The following is an 18,838-nucleotide window of genomic DNA, read 5'->3' on the forward strand; positions in this document are numbered from 1 at the left end:
CGCCCGCGGGCGCGACGCGCTGGCGGACGTTGACCTCCGGACTCTCAGGTCCGGTCGGCGGCTCGGAGGAAACCTCTTCGCGAATGACCGCGGCTTCTACGTGGAAGCGGCGGCAAAGTCAATCAAGGCCGGCCGAGCGGAACGCTGGGACCGGCCTTGTGAAGGAGAGCAACATCAACGCCGATGCGCTGCCCGCTCTGCCGCTGGACGATCGGCGCGGCTCAGCGCGCGACCGGGCAGTTCTTGATAACGGCGTCGAGCGAGGCCGAGATGCCAGCGAGGGAATAGGCGTCTGTCGTCACCGTCCCGCGCTTCGACGTCCCGGAGACCGACATCGCGTGGCCCTTGCGCATGGCCGCCAGCAGCGAGGTCTCCTCGGCAGCGTTCTCGACCCAGGCGCCGTCGTCCTTGGTAAACATCGCGAATTTCTGGCCGTCGATGTCGATCGTAACCTTCGAGCCTTCCTTGAACGGATAGCCGATGATCACAGACACTTCGCTCTTCACATTCTCGGCCGGGCGGGCCGTGATCATGAAATAAGCCGGGTCGCGGTTGAGGCCGTCCGGCTTCTGGCTCTTGGGCTGCGAGGCCGCGTAGCACACCTTGCCCTTCTTGTCGGCATAGGCGTAGGCGCTCCAGTCCTTGAAGGTCCCGACGCGGTTCGGGGTCTGCGCTTCGGCAACGCCGATGGTGCCGGCGGCGATCAGCACGGCAGTCGCGATCCTCAATACATTCATTTTCAATCCACCCAATGACCAGCCGCCCCGCGCCCGACCGGATATCGCGCGCTCCCATGCCTCAAACTGCAAATTGCAGCTTAACATTTCGTGAACCAAACCAGATGCCGCCGCAACTGCGGGGCGCCTACGAATTGGTCCGGTCATTGGGGCAATACTGTGACTGTCGCGTCCAGCGCCGCGCGCCGCGCGATGCGTCAGGCCCGGCCGGCATCCTCGCCGGCGAGCGCGCGCCGCGCCGCCTCGCGGTGGACCGGCTTCAGATGCGAGCCGAGCATCGTCAGCGCGGTCATCAGCACGGTCGCGTCGTCGGCAAAGCCGATGCCGGCGAGGAAATCCGGAACCACGTCGATCGGCATCACGAAATAGGCCAAGGCCGCAATCAGCATCGCGCGGACGCGAAACGGCGTATTGGTGTCGAAAGCGCAGAAATAGGCTGCGACCGCATCCTCAGCGAACGGAATGTTGCGAGCACCGCGGCGCAGCACCTTCCAGAAGTCCCGGCGCACGCGCTCCTCGCGCGCGCCATGGTCCTTGCCGGCTGCATTCCCCTTGCCGAGTATCTCGCCGAACAGCGGCCGCGCCATCGCAGTCTTCCTTCGCCAGATGCGGCCAAACGGCCGTACCGGCATGATGTAGGAAGCTTTGCGTCCCGCACAACGGCACGCGATCAGTGATCGATGCCGAAGCTCGGAGACCCGGTGCTCAGCCCTTGCCGGCGAGCTGGTCGATCTTCTTCTGCATCTCGTCGAGCTGGCGCTTGAGCGTGTCGAATTCGCCGTCGACGCGCGCCTCCGTCTTTGGCTCGACACGTCCACCAACAGGCGACGCCGGCAGATCGCCGCGCCCGCCGCTGAACGGCAGGAACATGCGCATCGCCTGCTCGAACATCTCGGTGTTGCGACGCACCGTCTCCTCGATCGCCGTGAAGGCACTCGGGCCGAAGGCATTAGCCATCTGGCCGCGCAGCTTGTCGGAATCGCGCGTCAGGCTGTCGATCGAGAAGTCGAGATATGTTGGAACCAAATTCTGCATCGAATCGCCATAAAAGCGGATCAACTGCCGCAGAAATGTGATCGGCAGTAGATTATGGCCTTTGTTTTCCTGCTCGAAGATGATCTGGGTCAGAACCGACCGCGTGATATCTTCACCCGACTTCGCATCGAAAACCACGAAGTCTTCGCCAGTCTTCACCATCACCGCAAGATCTTCGAGCGTGACGTAAGTTGAGGTGCCGGTATTGTAGAGGCGACGATTCGCGTACTTCTTGATCGTCGTCGGTTCTTGATCCTTGGCCATGCCTACTCCCATGATGACCGTCGCGCGACCGGCAGCTCGCCGGCATCGACCGGCTCTACGCCGATGCGACAGAAACTCCTCCCCGCAACCGGAGGATAGGGACTTTTTCGGCGCGCCGCCAACGATTTGTGCATTGCATTGCTGCAGCTTTGCTGCGCACACGATGCGCCGCAACAAGGGACGAGTCTTGCCCTCGGTTGACAGCGCTGCCGGCCCGGTCTTGGATCGCGGCATATCCTCGATCATGCCGATACCGCCGGATCGGCCGCAGGAAACGGGAGACGAGGCATGGCTCATCAGAACGACATTGTCATCGCAGCAGCGGGCCGCACGGCCGTTGGTGCCTTCAATGGCGGCTTCGCCAATACGCCCGCACACCAGCTCGGCGCCGCCGTCATCAAGGGCGTGCTCGAACGGGCCGGCGTCGAGGCCGGCGAGGTCGACGAGGTCATTCTCGGCCAGGTCCTGACCGCGGCACAGGGTCAGAACCCGGCCCGCCAGGCTTCCATCGCCGCCGGTCTCCCGATTTCGACCACCGCCTGGGGCCTCAACCAGGTCTGCGGCTCAGGGCTGCGCGCCGTCGCGCTCGGCATGCAGCAGATCGCGACCGGCGATGCGTCGATCATCGTGGCGGGTGGCCAGGAATCGATGTCGCTGTCACCCCATGCCGCCCATATGCGCGCCGGCACCAAGTTCGGCGACCTGAACCTCATCGACACGATGATCAAGGACGGGCTCTGGGACGCCTTCAATGGCTACCACATGGGCGTGACCGCAGAGAACGTGGCCCGCGAATTCCAGATCAGCCGCGAGCAGCAGGACGAATTCGCGGTCGCCTCGCAGAACAAGGCCGAGGCCGCGCAGAAGACCGGCCGCTTCAAGGACGAGATCATCCCCTTCGTCATCTCGGGCAAGAAGGGCGACGTGACAATCGAGAGCGATGAACACATCCGTGCCGGCACGACGCTGGAGGCGGTCGCCAAGCTTCGCCCTGCCTTCGCCAAGGATGGCACCGTCACCGCCGCCAATGCCTCGGGCCTCAATGACGGCGCCGCCGGCTTCGTGCTGATGACAGCCGCCGAGGCCGAGCGCCGCGGTATCACGCCGCTGGCCCGCATCGCTTCTTGGGCGACTGCCGGCGTCGATCCGAGTGTCATGGGCACCGGTCCGATCCCGGCCTCGAAGAAGGCTTTGGAGAAGGCCGGCTGGTCGAAAGACGATCTCGACCTCGTCGAGGCCAACGAGGCCTTCGCCGCGCAGGCCTGCGCCGTCAACAAGGGCCTGGGTTGGGATCCGGCCAAGGTCAACGTCAATGGCGGCGCGATCGCCATCGGCCATCCGATCGGCGCATCCGGCGCTCGCATCTTGGTCACGCTGCTGCATGAGATGGCGCGCCGCGATGCCAAGAAAGGCCTCGCGACCCTCTGCATCGGCGGCGGCATGGGGATAGCGCTCACCGTCGAGCGCTGAGCACAGCCATTCGACGGCCGGGTCAACCGGCCTCAATCACGGGGGAAACATCACGATGGGTAGAGTTGCGCTCGTCACGGGCGGCACGCGCGGTATCGGCGCCGCCATCGCCACCGGCCTCAAATCGGCCGGCTACACGGTTGCGGCCACCTTCGCCGGCAATGTCGAAAAGGCGAATGCCTTCAAGGCCGAGACCGGCATCGCCGTCTTCCAGTGGGACGTTGCCGATCCAGACGCCTGCGCCAATGGGGTTACTGCCGTCACAAGCGAGGTCGGCCCCGTCGACGTGCTGGTCAACAATGCCGGCATCACCCGCGACGGCTGGTTTCACAAAATGGACCACACCGCCTGGTCGCAGGTAATCGCGACCAATCTCGGCTCAATGTTCTCCATGACGCGCCCCGTGATCGAAGGCATGCGCGACCGAGGCTTCGGCCGCATCATCAATATCTCCTCGATCAACGGCCAGAAGGGCCAGCTCGGTCAGGTGAACTATTCGACGGCCAAGGCCGGCGTCATCGGCTTCACCAAGGCATTGGCGCTGGAAAACGCCCGCAAGGGCATCACCGTCAACTGCATCTGCCCGGGCTATATCGATACCGACATGGTCGCCGCCGTGCCCGAGAAGGTGCTGGAGGGCATCATTGCGCAGATCCCGGTCGGACGGCTCGGCAAGGCCGACGAGATTTCGGCGCTTGTCGCCTATCTCGCCTCGGACGCCAGCGCCTTCATGACCGGCGCCGTGCTCACCATCAATGGTGGGCAGTATATGGCGAACGGCTGACCCAGCCGTTCAGCCGGGACTCAATCAATTCCGGCGTGACGACTCAGCCGCCCGCCGGCTTCCGGTTCTGGTTATAGGCAGAGAGAATGCGCTGGATCTCGTCGCCGATATCGGCGTCGACTTCCGCTTCGACCGCACTTTTCGCTTCCGACGCCGGCGTATCCTTCGGCGTGACGGTCGGTGTCGGTGCGCCTTCGAGCCGCGGCTCTATCCTTACATCAGGCACCACGACGGGCGGCGCGGTTTCGGCACGCCCGGGCTCGACGGCCTGGACCGCCTCGGCAATCGCCGCGAGCAGCGAGCTTTCAAAAGGATCGAGCGGCGTCTCGGCTGGGCGGGCGCCATTTCTCTGTCCGGGTGCACGCGGCACGGGCGGCCGCACGGCCGGGGCGGCGCGAACGGGAGCCGGCTCGATCTCGACGTCCGGGGCGACACCGTCCTCGGCCTCGTCGCCCTCCTCGTCGGCAGCATCGGCAAGCGCGACAAGATCCTCGTCGCTGTCCGGGACGTGGTCCACCGACGCGTCGACTTCCGCTGGAAGGATCGCATCATCAACCGCCTGGACGACGGGCTCAGCCTCGACAGGCTCGACTTCGACCTCGTCAACGGCTTCTCCGGAAGCATCCTCATCGACGAGGTCGATATCCGACGCCTCCGCGACAACCGGCCCGGCCATCACCACGGCTTCGGCAGCAACGGTCGCGGCGACAGGATCGGGCGACGCGAGGATCGGCGCAGGACCTTCCGTCACCGCCACGTCGGCCTCTGCAGGCGGCACTTCGGCCAGCGGCGGAACGACTGTCGGCTCGGCGACAAGGCTGCCACCGGCGATCCAGGCATGCACCTGGCGCTCGACGCGCGGATCGATCTCGATCCCGGCATGGCGGGCGAGGTAGATCACCTGCTCGCGGAAGACATCGGCCAGCCGCTGCGGCGTGTCGTTTTCGGAGAAGACATGGCCCTTGAGGGCAAGGCCCTTGACGACAAAGGCGATCTGCCGACGCGAGGCCTTGCGCCCGCCCGCGATCAGCCGGCCGGCGACATTCTCCGCCGTATCAAGGAAGTGATACCCATGTTCAGCGATCTCGGCGGTCAGCGCACCGAAGAGCTCGGCATAGACCTTGGGCGAAAACAGCGGGACATTGGTCGCGTTGTGGATGCGGCGCGCCAGAGCGGCGAGATCCTCGCGGCCGGACGCCTGCCGCGCGGCAACCTCATCCTCCTCGTCCTCATCCGCCGTGTCGGCGCCTTCGAGGCCCGCGAGCAGCGCGGTCAGCACTCGCTCTTCCAAAATGCCGTCGGCAATCGCGCGATAGCTGCCAGCGGTCGCGGCCGTCGCGAAGATGGTCGCGGCGCGGTTGTGGGCGCGCAGGCGATAGATAAGCGGCGTGAAATCAGTATCGGCGCCGAGCAGGATGAACTCGTCGAACGCCGTCGTATGGCCGAGCGCATCCAGCGTATCGATCGTGATCTGCACCTCCGCCGAATTGCGCTCGCGGCCAGGGAGAGTCGGACAATCGACGATCTGGAAACCTTGCGCGACGAAGCTGTCGCGCGCCTTGCCGAGCGAGCGCGGATCGGCATAGCAGCGGCGCATCAAAACGCGCCGCTTCGCCTGACCGAGCTGATCCGAATCGATCAGTGTCCCGGCTTCGACCGCCTCCAGAAGTGCGCCGGGCCGCGCTGCGAACCGGCGCGCGAGGGCGGGATCGCGCGCATGAAGAGCGAGATGCAGACTGTCATAGTCGATGAAGAGAACAGTCTTCAGCAAATCGGTCATGAACGCTCCCGGTCGGATCTTCTGCCGGTTTCACCCCCCAAAGGCGGAGGGGCGGCCGGCCAATCGGGCCGAACCTTGGTCCCCTTGGCCGGCAGCGTCAATGCCGGAAATGCCGGACACCCGTGAACACCATGGCAAGGCCGGCCGCGTCCGCAGCTTCGATGACGAGATCATCGCGCATCGAGCCGCCGGGCTGGATCACGGCCGTGGCGCCGGCTTCCGCTGCGGCAAGAAGGCCGTCGGCAAAGGGGAAGAAAGCGTCGGACGCGACCACCGAGCCAATGGCGAGGCTCTCGGAAAGACCCGCCGCCTTGGCCGCCTCCGCTGCCTTGCGCGCGGCGATAGTGGAGGAATCGACGCGGCTCATCTGGCCGGCCCCGACGCCAACCGTGGCGCCATTCTTGGCGTAGACGATGGCGTTCGACTTCACATGCTTGGCGACGCGGAAGGCAAAGACCAAATCGGCGATTTCGGCTGCCGTGGGTTGCCGCTTGGTGACCACCTTGAGATCGGCCGCCGCGACATGGCCCGCATCCCGATCCTGCACCAGGAAACCGCCGGCAACGGAGCGGAATGTGAGGCCGGATGCCCGCGGATCGGGCAGTCCGCCGGCGACCAGCAGGCGGAGATTCTTCTTCGCCGCGACGATTGCGATCGCTTCCTCGGTGGCATCGGGCGCGATGATCACCTCGGTGAAGATCTCGACGATCTTGCGCGCCGCGTCGGCGTCGAGTGTCTGGTTGAGCGCGACGATGCCGCCAAAGGCCGAGACCGGATCGCAGAGCAGAGCCCGCTCATAGGCTTCAGCGAGGCTGGCGCCGGTCGCGACGCCGGCGGGGTTGGCATGTTTGATGATCGCAACGGCAGGGGCGAGCGCCGGATCGAACTCCGCCACAAGCTCATAGGCGGCGTCGGTGTCGTTGATATTGTTGTAGGAGAGCTGCTTGCCCTGCAATTGCCGCGCGGTGGCGACGCCCGGCCGCTGCTCGCCGGTGACATAGAAGGCAGCCCGCTGATGCGGGTTCTCGCCATAGCGCAAAGTCTCCGCCAGCTTCCCGCCAAGGCTCCGCCAGGCAGGCGCAGGCTCGTCGAGCGCTGCCGCAAACCACGTCGAGACGGCGGCGTCATAGGCGGCCGTGCGGGCGAAGGCCTTGGCAGCGAGGCGCTTGCGGTAGGCGAGCGGCGTTGCGCCGTCATGCGCGACCAGCGTCTCGAGCAGCGCGCCGTAGTCGGCCGGATCAACCAGGATCGCCACGAAGCCGTGGTTCTTGGCGGCAGCACGCGTCATGGCCGGGCCGCCGATGTCGATATTCTCGACGATATGGGCAAAGTCGGTGGTCGCCGCGATCGTCTTCTCGAACGGATAGAGATTGGAGACGACGAGATCGAACGGCTCGATGCCGTGCTCGATGAGTTCGGCGGCGTGGACCGGATCGTTGCGCAGGGCCAGCAGGCCGCCATGCACCTTGGGGTGCAGCGTCTTGACGCGGCCGCCGAGGATTTCGGGAAAGCCGATGAGGTCGGCGATGTTGATCACCGGGAGGCCGGCACTGACGATCGCCTTGGCTGTCGAGCCGGTGCCGAACAGCTTGACGCCGCGTTCATGCAGCGCCCTGGCGAGATCGAGCGCGCCGGTCGTGTCGAACACGGAGAAAAGCGCGCGCTTCATCGGGACGAGGTCGGGCAGATCGACCTTCGGGGGCGGCACAGCCATCATGACCTCGCAGAAACAACGGAACCTTGGGGACCGGCGCGCGATAGCATGATTTCGCGCCGTGTACAGCCCCTTGCGCGTCAGGCATCGCCCTCGTCGAAGCCGAGCATTTCGGTCTCGCCGGCTTCAGAACGTCGGCGCGGTCCGCCCTCGGCAACCTTCTCGAAATGCCAGTGCACGGCATCGGCATGCATCGCGCGGCCATAGACGACGATCTGCTCCGCACGGCGGCTGCCGCGGATGTCGGAAAGACGGATGCTTTCCTCGATCAGCACGTCATGGCCGGCAGCCTCGAACTCCCAACCCGACCCATCGGGCAGCACCAGCAGTACCGCCTGTCCAGCCTTGATCCGGCTGGCTTTCACGGCTGGGTGCAGGTGGAAGCGGATCGCAAATCCATCCTTGCCGCCGCGCGCCACCGGACCGCCATTCGGGCTCGTGAAGCTGTCGACGCCGTCAAGCCGCGTCCCCTCGCGCGGCAGGAACAGCCGCCGCTCGTGGCGGATGCCGAAGCGGCCGACATAGCCGTCATGCGCCGCGGTCACGAATGTCTGGCCGCGCTCCTCCTGCCGCGACGATTCGACCATGCCAGGGCCGGCGATGATGATCTCGCCAAGGCGGCCGGCAAGGAGACCGCCGGTCAGGAAGCGGCAGGACGAGGTGTCGTTGAGCGTCACCGTCGAATGCGCCGCCGTCGTGCGGGCAAGACGCCGGAGAGCCAGGGCGTTCGGCCCCGGAATGCCGCAATTCACTACCAGTGGCTGGCGTCCGATGCTCATCTCGAAGGAAAGGCAGCCAGCATGCGCCTCGGCCGACAACGCCGGCACCGGTGCTGCGCCCGTATCCATGACGATGATGGTCTCGCCCGCTTCCAGCCGTTGATACCCCGAATGCGGCGCATTTCGCAGCGGCGAACCGCGCGCGTCGTCATGCGCAAGGACCGTCGCGAGCAGGCCGAGCTGAGTCTCGCCCATGCCGTTGAATTTGGCGAAGGAGCCGTCGCCAAGGCGGAAGAACCGCAGCATCGGCATCATTCTGTCGATGGCGCCGAGCAGCGCCGGCGACGGCTGCAGCCCGCGCGCCGTGAAGGCCTGGCGCAGCGGCAGCAGGTCGACGAGGATATCGAGCACAGCGGCGGGATTGCGACCGACATGGCCGCCATCTGGAAGGACTTGCCGCGCCAGTTCCTGATCGACGAGCCGCGAGGCCTGGCGGACAAACCGGTTCTGGTCGGCAAGTGAGAGCGCCGCCGCGGCCAGCGTCATGGTGACGGCAAGGCGCGGCCGTCCGGGCGGCACGTCATGCACGACGCGGCGCAGCTGTCGCACCTGCCGGGTCAAGGCGCGCATGAAGCGGCGATAGAAGCCGTGATCGCACCCTTCGAGGACCAGCGGCGTCTGGGCGAGCCATGACGCGATGCGGCGCGCCGTCACGACAGGGTCGCGAGCAACCGGATCGTGGCTCTTCTGGAAGCGGATCCACTCGTCGATCAACGCCCGCGCATTGGAGCGCGACACCGTCAGCTCCGAGGCGCGCAGATGCCGAAGCCAGCCGAACCCGTGCAGCGCGGCGGCCCAGGACCGTGACGGCGCCTCGATCTCGAACACCGAGAACCCTGCGACATCGACCGCCTCGCCACTGAAGACATAGCGGCCGGCATAGATATCATGCGCAATGGTCGGATCGGCGGTTCTCAGATCCGTCGGCGCGATCAGCAGGCGGTCCGGAACCGGGCCGAGATGGCGCCAGCGATAGAGCACGCCGGAATGGAAGGCATAGCGGGAGCGTCGCCAGGCCGAAGCCAGCGCGAACCGGACGAGCCGGCCCTGCCCCGCCTCACTTCCAAATGCCATGCCGATAGGTTCCTTTCCGCCGCGCGCGGCGCGGACATGCGAATCGTCCCGAGACGGGATGAAGCAATCTATCGGCGGCCTCAAGCGAATTGAACCGCCCTTGCCGCCGGAAGCTGCCGTCTCCAGCCGTAGTCTGATCCACTTTTCGCTAAGTTTTCACGAACCGCGCCGCGAAGAAGCCGTCGAGCCCGCCCATGCGCGGCTCGACCGCGGGGAGGTCCGTCGGCAGGCTACGCAGCAAACCGCTGCGGCAGAGTTCCGTGAGCCCGCCGATTTCGGCAGGATTGATCGGCGACAGCCGAAGCGGCAGCTTGGCGAGCGCCCGCTGAACCTGGATCTCGCCCTCGGCCGGCTCAAGCGAGCAGGTCGAATAAACGAGCACGCCACCAGGCTCCAGGAGATCAGCCGCGCGCGCAATGAGTTCGGACTGCAGCTTGGCGAGCGATGCAATGTCGGCCGGCCGCTTCAGGAGGGCAACGTCCGGATGGCGGCGGATGGTACCGGTCGAGGAGCAGGGCGCGTCGAGAAGGATCGCGTCAAAGGTCCTGCCGGGCTGCCAGTCGAGGATGTCAGCCGCAACAAGCTCGGCATCGAGGCCGATGCGATCGAGATTTTGCCGCACGCGATGCAGTCGGTCGATGGAGATATCGACGGCTGTAACCTTCGCGCCGCGCGCCGCGAGCTGCAGCGTCTTGCCGCCTGGCGCGGCGCAGAGATCCGCAACATTCTTGCCCTCGACGGCACCGAGGAGACGGGCCGGCAGGGCCGCGGCGGCGTCCTGTACCCACCAGGCACCTTCGGCGAAGCCTGGCATCGCCTCGATCGAGCGATGCGCGACAAGACGCACGCTGCCAGTCGGCAGCACGGCGCCCTCGAGTCGTTCGGCCCAAAGTGCCGGCTCGGAGCGGACGGTCAGATCGAGCGCCGGCTCCTCAAGATGAGAAATGGCGATGGCCCGCGCCGTCTCTGCGCCATAGGCCTTCGTCCAGCCGGCAGCGAGCCAGTCCGGCGTGTTCAGCACCGCCTCGTCCTGGCTGGCGAGGATCGCGTCACGCCCCTCGGTCAGCCGACGCAGCACGGCATTGACGAGACCCTTGAAGTGGCGCGCGTCATGGTCCTGGCTGGCGAGATCGACGGCGATCGATACTGCCGCATGATCGGCAACATCCATGAACAGGATCTGCGCCGCGGCGACATGCAGGATCGCGGCGAGATGCCCCGATTTGCGCGGCAGGCTCTTTTCGAGGAAACGGCCGAGCGCATCGACAATTTGGCCGTGCCGACGCAGCGAAATGCCGAGGATCGCGCGGGCAAGGGCCCGCTCGCGCTGGTCGAGGCTCGAAAAGGGGCCGTGCGGATCATCAAGGACGCTGTCGGCCGGATGGTGCTCGGCGAAGACGGCATGCACGGCGGCGATCGCTGCGACCCGCGCCGCCACTCCTGGCGCCAGCTTCACCGGGGGACGCTTGCCGCCCTTGGAACGATCGGATTTGGCCGCCGCCGGACGCGGGCTCAACCCCAGGGTCCCCGGCGCGGCGAAGCGGGGGCTGCCGTCCGCCGGTTGCCGAAGCCGCCGGGCAGGCCGACACGACCGGCGCTGGAACTTGGCTGTGACCGCTGGGTGCGATCGAGTTCCATCAGCGCCGCGATGCGGTTTTCAGTCGCCGGATGGGTCGAAAAGAGGTTGTCCATCCGCTGCCCCGAGAGTGGATTGATGATGAAGAGATGCGCCGTGGCCGGATTGGCCTCGGCGGCGGGATTGGGAACATGCGCCGCGCTGCCGGCGATCTTCGAGAGGGCCGAGGCGAGCGCGCGCGGATTGCCAGAGATCTGGGCGCCAAGCCGGTCTGCGGAATATTCGCGCGTCCGGCTCACCGCCATCTGCACCAGCATTGCGGCGATCGGCGCCAGAAGGGCCGCAGCGATGGCGCCGAACGCTCCGAGCGGACTGCGCTCATCGCGATGTCCGCCGAAGAAGAAGGCGAAATTGGCCAGCATCGAGACCGCGCCAGCGATCGTCGCGGTGATGGTCATCGTGAGCGTGTCATGATTCTTCACATGCGCCAGTTCATGCGCCATGACGCCGGCGACCTCTTCGGCGCTGAGCGTCTGGAGCAGCCCCGCGGACGCTGCAACCGCTGCGTTCTGCGGATTGCGGCCGGTGGCGAAGGCGTTGGGCTGGGGAGAATCGATGATGTAGACCCTGGGCATCGGCAGGCCGGCCCGGGCGGCGAGGTCGCGGACGATGCCGTAATACTGCGGCGCGGTCCGTTCGTCGACCTCGCGGGCGCCGTACATCGACAACACCATGCGATCGGCGTTCCAATAGCTGAAGACATTCATCGCCGCCGCAATTGCGAGCGCGATCAGCATGCCCGACTGTCCGCCGACCAGATACCCGACCGCCATGAAAAGGGCGGTCAGGGCCGCGATCAGCATGGCGGTCCGCATCATGTTCATGCGACAGAGCCGCCAGTCGGGCGGCCTCCCTCTTGTGTGACCCCCATATGATGGTAGTGCATGAAGTCGTGGGCAAGGCTGGGAAAGGCGCGTGGACGGCGCCGGCGGGGGTTCTGAGATGACGACGACGGCACGGTTCGAGCGCCTCAAGGCACTGATCGCCCATATTCGCGAAACGCTCGGCGTATCCCTCGCCTTCCGCCTCTGGGATGGAACCACCATCCCGGCAGATGCCTCGCCCGACGCGCTGACGATCGCCATCGCCGACGAGGGAGTGATCGCGGCGCTGTTCCGCAAGCCGAAGATCGACACGCTACTCAATCTCTATGTCACCCGGCGACTCGACCTTCTGAACGGCACGCTGTTCGATCTCGTCGCCGAGCGCCCGAAGATCCGCAGCCGTGACGTGCGCCGCGCGCTCGACAAGAAACTGGTGCTGCGTTCCCTCGGCGATTTCATCTTCCGCTCCCGCGGCGGCCCTTGGCCGCTCGAGGCGATCCGTGGCGACAAGGCGCAACGCGACGGCAGCGAGACCGCCAACAAGGAGAACGTCCACTATCACTACGACGTCTCCAACGCCTTCTACGCGCTCTTCCTCGATCCGGAGATGGTCTACACCTGCGCCTATTTCCGCGACTGGGGCAACGACATCGCCACCGCGCAGCGCGACAAGCTCGACATGATCTGCCGGAAGCTGCGCCTCCAGCCCGGCGAGACGCTGCTCGATATCGGCTCCGGCTGGGGTGCTCTGGTCTGCCATGCTGCACAGCATTACGGCGTCAACGCCGTCGGCGTGACGCTGGCCGACGAGCAATATGTCTTTGCCCGCGAGAAGGTGACCCGGCTCGGGCTGCAGGACAGGATCCGCTTCGAACTGCGCGATTACACGCAGGTTCAGGGCCAGTTCGACAAGATCGCCTCGATCGGCATGTTCGAGCAGGTCGGCATTCCGAACTATCCGACCTATTTCCAGACCGTGCACCGCCTGTTGAAGCCCGGCGGGCTCTATCTGCACCACGCCATCGCCCGGCCGGCCAAGCGGACCGAGAAGGCCTTCCGCCGCACCAATCCTGAATATGCCGCCATCCGCCGCTACATCTTCCCGGGCGGCGAACTCGATCATCTCGGCATGTCGGTCGCCAATCTCGAGCGCTACGGCTTCGAGGTGCACGATGTCGAGGGCTGGCGCGAGCATTACCAGCACACGCTGCGCCATTGGCACGATCGCCTCCTGGCTCGCTATGATGAAGCGGTCGCCGAAGTTGGGGAAGTGAAGACGCGGCTGTGGCTTGCCTATATCGCCGGCTGCTCGGTCGCCTTCCAGCGCAATTCGGTGACGATCAACCAGACGCTCGCCTCGCGTCGCCAGCGCGGCCCGTCGGGTCTCCCGCCGACGCGCGCCGATCTCTATATCGGCTGAAGAACCCGCGATTAGGAGGCGCTGTCATGACGGAACCCAACGAGACGCCGGCGCGGCCGCTCAGCCCGGCGGCCGAACGCGCACTCGCCGAAGCGAAGGCGCGCCGCACTGAGATCGACGCCGCCAGCCAGCGTCCGCGCGAGATTCTCGGGCGCGAAGGGCCCGAGCCGATCCGCTATGGCGACTGGGAAAACAAGGGCATCGCCAGCGACTTCTGAGCGATCAGTTCCTGGACCATCGGCGGCATCATGCAAAAGGCAGGCAAGGGCACCGGAACCGATGCCCTGCCCTTTCCGTCAAACGACTTCCTTCTTCCGGTTCTGCCGGTTGGCGATCAGGTCCTCGACCACCGCCGGGTCGGCGAGCGTCGAGATGTCGCCGAGCGCGCCGAACTCGTCCTCGGCGATCTTGCGGAGGATACGGCGCATGATCTTGCCCGAACGCGTCTTCGGCAGGCCCGGCGCGAACTGGATGAGATCCGGCGTCGCGATCGGCCCGATCTCCTTGCGCACCCACCCGGCGAGTTCCTTGCGTAGCGCATCGCTTGGTGCAACGCCCGCCATCAGCGTGACATAGGCATAAATGCCCTGCCCCTTGATGTCGTGCGGGTAGCCGACGACGGCCGCTTCCGAAACGCCGGAATGCGCAACGAGGGCACTCTCGACTTCGGCGGTGCCCATTCGGTGACCCGAGACATTGATGACGTCGTCGACGCGACCGGTGATCCAGTAATAGCCATCGGCATCGCGCCGGCAGCCGTCACCCGTGAAATACATGTTCTTGTAGGCGGAGAAATAGGTCTGCTCGAAGCGCTCGTGATCGCCATAGACCGTGCGCATCATGCCCGGCCAGGCATCGAGGATCACGAGATTGCCCTCACAGGCCCCCTCCATGATCTGACCTTCGGCATCGACGATCGCCGGCTGCACGCCGAAGAACGGCCAGGAGGCCGAGCCTGGCTTCAAGGGCGTCGCGCCGGGCATTGGCGTGATCAGGTGGCCGCCGGTCTCGGTCTGCCACCACGTGTCGACGATCGGACACCGGTTGTCGCCGACGACGCGGTAATACCACTCCCACGCCTCGGGATTGATCGGCTCGCCGACTGAACCGAGCAGGCGCAGCGAGGCGCGCGACGTAGACTTGACGGGACCGTCGCCCGCCTGCATCAGCGCGCGGATGGCCGTCGGCGCCGTGTAGAAGATCGTCACCTTGTGCTTGTCGATCACCTGCCAGAAGCGGGCATTGGTCGGGTAGTTCGGCACACCTTCGAACATCAGCGAGGTCGCGCCATTGGCGAGCGGCCCATAGACGATATAGCTGTGCCCGGTGACCCAGCCGACATCGGCCGTGCACCAGAAGATGTCGTTCTCCTTCAGGTCGAACACCAGTTCATGCGTCATCGCCGCATGCAGCAGATAGCCGCCGGTGGTGTGCAGCACGCCTTTCGGCCGCCCGGTCGAGCCGGAGGTGTAGAGGATGAACAGCGGGTCTTCCGCGCTCATCTCCTCCGGCGGGCACGCGTCGGACACCGTCGCCGCCATCTCATGGTACCAGAAGTCGCGGCCGGCATGCATCGCGACCTCGCCACCGGTGCGGCGGATGACCAGCACCTTCTCGTCGCCGATGGTCTTGGTGAGCGCCGAATCGGTATTGTGCTTCAGCGGCACTTTCTTGCCGCCGCGCAGTCCCTCGTCGGCCGTGATCACCAGCGTCGAGCGGCAGTCTCCGATGCGCCCGGCGAGGCTGTCCGGCGAAAAGCCACCGAACACGATGGAATGGATCGCACCGATACGGGCGCAGGCGAGCATCGCCATTGCCGCCTCGGGAATCATCGGCAGGTAGATCGTGACGCGGTCGCCCTTCGAGACGCCGAGCGCCTTCAGGACATTGGCGAAGCGGCAAACCTCGGCATGTAGCTCGCGATAGGTGATTGAACGACTCTCGGAGGGATCATCACCTTCCCAGAGGATCGCGACCTTGTCGCCGCGTGTCGCCAAATGACGGTCTAGGCAGTTCGCCGCGACATTGAGCGTGCCGTCCTCGAACCAGCGGATATCGATATTCCCCGGGGCGAAGGACGTGTTCTTGACCTTCGTGAACGGCTTGATCCAGTCGAGCCGCGCCGCCTGCTCGCGCCAGAATCCGTCGGGATCCTCGACCGAGCGGCGATACATGTCCTGATAGGTGTTGATGTCGACATGCGCCGAGGCGGCCCACTCGCTGGGGACCGCATGGATGATCTCGTGCATTCTATCCTCCCTCATCCGCGCCCGCGCACGCCTGCGAGTGCGGCAACCTCCGTTGGTCACTTAATCCGTTCCGCGCCGAAGCCGCAACAACGCCGCGCGGCGACGGCAGGGGCGCGCTGTCGCAGGCCTTCGGCAGTGTCAGGCCGGAAGGATCGTCAGAATGTCGACGGCCTTCTCGTCTGAATCCTCCAGCGCCGCTTCGACGGGCACCGTGATGGCCGCGCGAAGGATCGTACCACTCCCGGGCCGGTAACTGCGACCGGGGTCGCCGACCACGACCGTCACGCCGGACGCGGCGAGTTCCCGGAGCCAGGGCAGGATCGCCGCCGTCATCGCGCGGTCGTAGAAGATATCGCCGCAGAGCATGACATCGGCATCCACGGCCGACCCGACGAGATCACCGATCATCGGCGACACTTCGACGCCATTGGCCGCGGCGTTGAGGGCGATCGCCGCAATCGCGAAAGGATCGATCTCCACCGATGTCACGGAGCTTGCGCCGGCAAGCGCCGCGGCGATGCCGACCAGCCCCGACCCCGCCGCGAAATCGATCACGCGGCGACCGCGTACCAGTCCCGGGTGGTCGAGCACATGGCGGGCAAGACCCCTCCCGCCGGCCCAGGCAAAGGCCCAAAACGGCAGCGCAGCGCCAATGACGCCGATCTCGTCCTCGCTCCGCTGCCAAAGCAGTGTCGCGTCATCGGCCTGCCAGAGCCGGATCTCGGGCACATGCGGCACCGGCAAGAGCCGCGTCTCCGCCTGGATGAAACGAATGCGGGCAGCCGCGTCGTCGGGGACGGCGCCGCTTGGCCGGGTCAGGGTGAGATGCCCGCCATCTCACAGACGATATCCCATTCCGCGTCGGTCACGGGCTGCACCGAGAGGCGCGAATTGGAAACAAGCGCCATGCCCTTGAGCCGCGACTCGGCCTTGGCGGCGACCAGCGTCACCGGCGTCTTCACCGGCCCGACCGCGCGGATATCGACGCATTCCCAGGTGCCGCTGTCATCGGTCGAATCGGGATGGATCTCCTTGACCACCTCGACGACGCCGACGATCTCCTTGCCTTCGTTGGAATGGTAGAAGAAGCCCCGATCGCCGACCTTCATGGCGCGCATATGGTTGCGCGCCTGATAGTTGCGGACGCCGTCCCACTCCTGCCCGGCCTCACCTTTGGCGACGAGGTCCTGGAAGGAGAATGTGTCCGGCTCGGATTTATACAGCCAATGCGCCATGGCGAATGCTCCTCAGGCCGGCTTGCCCCAGCCCCAGCGCCACGCCTTGACTTCGACCGACTTGAACAGGCCTGCCTTGGCATAGGGATCCTCGGCAAGCAACGCCCGCGCCGCCGCCTCGTCCTCGGCCTCGACGATCAGCATCGAGCCGACCATGTCGCCCTTGGCGTCGAGAAACGGGCCGGCGATCGGCACGGGCGCCGTCTTGAGCCAGTCGAGATGCGCCGGGCGCGTCGCGACGCGCTTCTCGAGCGCGCCGTCATGATCGGTGAGGATGGCAACGAAATGCATGGGGACGTCTCCGAAAGGTCCGCCGCACGTTAGGTGCGCCTTTCGGGCTGGTAAAGAGCCCGAAAGGCGAATGGCGGCAGCCTCTATTCCGTCTCGTGCTTCAGTGGCCGGCTCATCAGGGCGGCCATCGCGCCGTCAATATCGATCTCACCCTCGACCACCGCCGCCACCTGCGCCGTGATGGGCATATCGACGCCGAGACGCAGGGCGAGCGCGCGTGCCACGGCAGCTGTCGCGGCGCCCTCCACCAGGACATGAGCCGGCACCTCGCCCCGGCCAAGAGCCAAGCCGTAGGAGAAATTGCGCGACTGCGGCGAGGAGCAGGTGAGGACGAGATCACCGAGCCCCGAAAGACCCATCAAGGTATCTGGCCGCGCGCCCAGCGCCGCGCCGATCCGTCTCAACTCGGCGAAGCCGCGCGCCGTCAGCGCCGCGGCGGCACTGGCACCAAGAGCCCGTCCCGCAACGATGCCGACTGCGATCGCCAGCACATTCTTGAAGGCACCGCCAACCTCGACGCCGATCATGTCGGTTTCGGCATAGGGACGGAAGCTGGACGAGCCGAGCGCCTGGCAAAGTGCCATGGCCAGCTTCGGTTCGGCGGCGGCGATGGTCACGGCCGTCGGCAGGCCGCGCGCCACATCGACGGCGAAGCTGGGCCCCGACAGGACGGCCGGCGCCGCCGGCGGCAACGCCTGCTCCAGCACCTCGGTCGGCCTGAGCTCGGTGCCGCGCTCCAGCCCCTTGGCGCAGAGCACCACTGGCGTGTCGTCGGCGATGCCGGCAAGCCCGGCCACAACGCTGCGCACCGTCTGCGTCGGGGTGACGATCAGAATCGCATCGGCGGTGATGACATCACCAAGCCGATCCGTCACCGCCATGTCGGGCGGCAGCGCAATGCCTGGCAGGTGCTCGCGGTTCTCGCCGGTCGCGTGGATGTCGCTGACGTCGCGTCCATAGAGCGTCACCTCCCGCCCCGCGCGATGGGCAGCCAACGCCAGCGCAGTGCCCCAGGCCCCAGCCCCGACAACGGCGATGCGCTCAAGCTTCATCGGCCCGGAACCTCAAGGTCGAGCCTGACCAGCAGTTCAGGCAACAAGGCATCGAGCCGCCCGAACAGCACCGGCGGCGGGAGGAGCGGCACAAAGGAAAACGCCATGCGGATCGGCGGGCCGCCACCATCCGGCGTCTGCTCCGTCCACGCCCAATTCTCGGCGGCAACGTCATCGAGCGCGACATGGAAGAAGGTACGGTGATGCTGGAAGCGGACGGCGCCGCGCTCGAACGTCTCCGACTGGAAGACATAGGTCATCTCGCCGAGCGGCTCGAAAGCGCCGGGCGGCGCGAGACCCGTCTCTTCCAGCAATTCACGCCGCGCAGCCGCTTCGAGCTCTTCGCCATCCTCGACCGTGCCCCCGGGCACTTGCACGCCGACCTCGGGAAAGTCCGGCTCGGTGAAGATAAGCAGCTTCTCATGCCAGGTCGCGTAGATGACAACCTTACGGCGGAAGCGGATTTCCGGACGCGGCTTTCGCACGGGTGTCTC

Annotated in this window: 18 protein-coding genes; 4 read left to right on the forward strand and 14 right to left on the reverse strand. The window is 66.1% G+C overall.

Features of this window, described 5'->3' with window-relative positions; genetic code table 11:
- Positions 1-221: 221 nt before the first annotated feature.
- The 3 genes from BUB39_RS10405 to phaR all read right to left on the reverse strand — a co-directional run bounded on the left by BUB39_RS10405 (position 222) and on the right by phaR (position 2,036).
- Positions 222-737, reverse strand: coding sequence for an invasion associated locus B family protein (locus BUB39_RS10405; RefSeq protein WP_073053080.1), 516 nt, complete (start codon positions 735-737; stop codon positions 222-224).
- Positions 738-934: 197 nt separating this feature from the next.
- Positions 935-1,324, reverse strand: a complete 390-nt coding sequence (locus tag BUB39_RS10410) for a YkvA family protein (protein ID WP_073053081.1) — start codon at positions 1,322-1,324, stop codon at positions 935-937.
- A gap of 118 nt (positions 1,325-1,442) precedes the next feature.
- Entirely contained in the window at positions 1,443-2,036 is a 594-nt protein-coding gene (phaR, locus tag BUB39_RS10415) for a polyhydroxyalkanoate synthesis repressor PhaR (protein WP_073053082.1), read from the reverse strand.
- Positions 2,037-2,324: 288 nt separating this feature from the next.
- On the opposite strand from phaR, the gene BUB39_RS10420 reads away from it, so the two are divergent.
- Together BUB39_RS10420 and phbB are read left to right on the forward strand one after the other, a co-directional pair.
- A complete protein-coding gene (locus BUB39_RS10420; RefSeq protein WP_073053083.1) occupies positions 2,325-3,506 on the forward strand; it encodes an acetyl-CoA C-acetyltransferase in 1,182 nt (393 codons plus the stop codon).
- Between the two features lie 55 nt (positions 3,507-3,561).
- On the forward strand, positions 3,562-4,290 hold the full coding sequence (gene phbB, locus BUB39_RS10425; protein WP_073053084.1) for an acetoacetyl-CoA reductase: 729 nt from the start codon (positions 3,562-3,564) through the stop codon (positions 4,288-4,290).
- Between the two features lie 43 nt (positions 4,291-4,333).
- Here the strand turns inward: phbB and BUB39_RS10430 are convergent, their stop codons facing one another.
- From BUB39_RS10430 to htpX, 5 genes are all read right to left on the reverse strand, one after another.
- Complete coding sequence (locus BUB39_RS10430; protein ID WP_073053085.1) at positions 4,334-6,070, reverse strand: NYN domain-containing protein; 1,737 nt, start codon at positions 6,068-6,070, stop codon at positions 4,334-4,336.
- A gap of 97 nt (positions 6,071-6,167) precedes the next feature.
- Positions 6,168-7,784, reverse strand: coding sequence for a bifunctional phosphoribosylaminoimidazolecarboxamide formyltransferase/IMP cyclohydrolase (gene purH, locus BUB39_RS10435; protein ID WP_073053086.1), 1,617 nt, complete (start codon positions 7,782-7,784; stop codon positions 6,168-6,170).
- Positions 7,785-7,864: 80 nt separating this feature from the next.
- On the reverse strand, positions 7,865-9,637 hold the full coding sequence (locus BUB39_RS10440) for a heparinase II/III family protein (RefSeq protein ID WP_073053087.1): 1,773 nt from the start codon (positions 9,635-9,637) through the stop codon (positions 7,865-7,867).
- A 148-nt stretch (positions 9,638-9,785) separates the two neighbouring features.
- Positions 9,786-11,153: an RsmB/NOP family class I SAM-dependent RNA methyltransferase gene (locus BUB39_RS10445; protein WP_084527229.1), complete on the reverse strand. Its 1,368-nt coding sequence runs from the start codon at positions 11,151-11,153 to the stop codon at positions 9,786-9,788.
- Complete coding sequence (gene htpX / locus BUB39_RS10450; protein WP_073053088.1) at positions 11,150-12,097, reverse strand: zinc metalloprotease HtpX; 948 nt, start codon at positions 12,095-12,097, stop codon at positions 11,150-11,152. Before htpX ends, BUB39_RS10445 begins: the two co-directional genes overlap by 4 nt.
- A gap of 118 nt (positions 12,098-12,215) precedes the next feature.
- Between htpX and BUB39_RS10455 the strand changes: the two genes are divergently transcribed.
- Positions 12,216-13,517 (forward strand): SAM-dependent methyltransferase, encoded by a 1,302-nt coding sequence (locus BUB39_RS10455; protein WP_073053089.1) that lies wholly within the window; start codon positions 12,216-12,218, stop codon positions 13,515-13,517.
- Between the two features lie 26 nt (positions 13,518-13,543).
- Positions 13,544-13,735: a DUF1674 domain-containing protein gene (locus tag BUB39_RS10460; RefSeq protein WP_073053090.1), complete on the forward strand. Its 192-nt coding sequence runs from the start codon at positions 13,544-13,546 to the stop codon at positions 13,733-13,735.
- Positions 13,736-13,813: 78 nt separating this feature from the next.
- On the opposite strand, the gene acs is transcribed toward BUB39_RS10460, so the two are convergent.
- The 6 genes from acs to BUB39_RS10490 all read right to left on the reverse strand — a co-directional run bounded on the left by acs (position 13,814) and on the right by BUB39_RS10490 (position 18,829).
- Positions 13,814-15,766, reverse strand: a complete 1,953-nt coding sequence (gene acs / locus BUB39_RS10465; RefSeq protein ID WP_073053091.1) for an acetate--CoA ligase — start codon at positions 15,764-15,766, stop codon at positions 13,814-13,816.
- 138 nt (positions 15,767-15,904) lie between these two features.
- Positions 15,905-16,510 carry a class I SAM-dependent methyltransferase gene (locus BUB39_RS10470; RefSeq protein WP_425292902.1) on the reverse strand — a complete coding sequence of 202 codons (606 nt, stop codon included), beginning with the start codon at positions 16,508-16,510 and terminating at the stop codon, positions 15,905-15,907.
- A 71-nt stretch (positions 16,511-16,581) separates the two neighbouring features.
- Positions 16,582-17,001, reverse strand: a complete 420-nt coding sequence (locus tag BUB39_RS10475) for an EVE domain-containing protein (RefSeq protein ID WP_073053093.1) — start codon at positions 16,999-17,001, stop codon at positions 16,582-16,584.
- Positions 17,002-17,013: 12 nt separating this feature from the next.
- Complete coding sequence (locus BUB39_RS10480; RefSeq protein ID WP_073053094.1) at positions 17,014-17,292, reverse strand: YciI family protein; 279 nt, start codon at positions 17,290-17,292, stop codon at positions 17,014-17,016.
- Between the two features lie 83 nt (positions 17,293-17,375).
- Positions 17,376-18,344, reverse strand: a complete 969-nt coding sequence (locus BUB39_RS10485; RefSeq protein ID WP_073053095.1) for an NAD(P)H-dependent glycerol-3-phosphate dehydrogenase — start codon at positions 18,342-18,344, stop codon at positions 17,376-17,378.
- The gene (locus BUB39_RS10490; RefSeq protein WP_244540221.1) at positions 18,341-18,829 is read right to left on the reverse strand and encodes an NUDIX domain-containing protein; all 489 of its coding nucleotides are present in this window, start codon (positions 18,827-18,829) and stop codon (positions 18,341-18,343) included. Before BUB39_RS10490 ends, BUB39_RS10485 begins: the two co-directional genes overlap by 4 nt.
- Positions 18,830-18,838 lie beyond the last annotated feature (9 nt).

This window comes from Kaistia soli DSM 19436, from assembly GCF_900129325.1.
In the GTDB taxonomy this organism is placed as follows: Bacteria; Pseudomonadota; Alphaproteobacteria; order Rhizobiales; family Kaistiaceae; genus Kaistia; species Kaistia soli.